Source organism: Staphylococcus sp. 231237_7MaSpsaltlick (genome assembly GCF_043107035.1).
This window is the reverse complement of record NZ_JBICNX010000261.1, coordinates 1-619: the sequence shown is the minus strand read 5'-3', so window position 1 is coordinate 619 and position 619 is coordinate 1. Positions and strand designations below refer to the sequence as shown.

Below are 619 nucleotides of genomic sequence, written 5' to 3'. Positions count from 1 at the left end.
AGCTACTCTCGAGAATGCTACATCTTTGTGATAAAGGACTGCAATAGAATTACTATATTTAATTGGGCCGAGCTTAAAATAATTTGCAAAATTTGTATATAGATTAGTAACTCGGAAAATTGTAGTATAGTTAGAATTTTCAGGACTTAGGCGATAAATCATTTTTCTAAGTAGAAAATCATTACACGCAAAAGTAAAATAAGGACCTAGGACAATGATTATGTCTCAGATCCTTACTTATATTTGTATATTTTCTGAACCACTCTTTATATGAAAATATCTCTGTTGTTTACATTCATAAAGTACATTGCAATAAAACCTAATGTTTACTTATAAATTATTCCTCCTTTATTAAAGTAATTAACTCTTGTTTATCCATATTCGAAAAATCACTTTTATATTTTTTTATCAAACGATTAGTAGCTAATGCTGTTGCTTCTGAAGTGTTATTAATCATTTTCTCCGAATGATTGTTTAATGAAATATACAGATCTGCATTATCGTTTGAATTAAATATAGATTTACTTTTTTCATTCTTCATAACACCTATAGAAATCGTTTCTTGATAAGAAGCTGGATACTCTTTTTGACCAAAAATATCATTGCCATTGGCACAAAT

General features: G+C 27.8%; 1 pseudogene. It reads right to left on the bottom strand.

The annotated features are described in order from the left end of the window. Window positions 1-337 precede the first annotated feature (337 nt). Window positions 338-619: pseudogene (locus ACF91D_RS31345) on the bottom strand (S8 family serine peptidase); the annotation flags it as partial.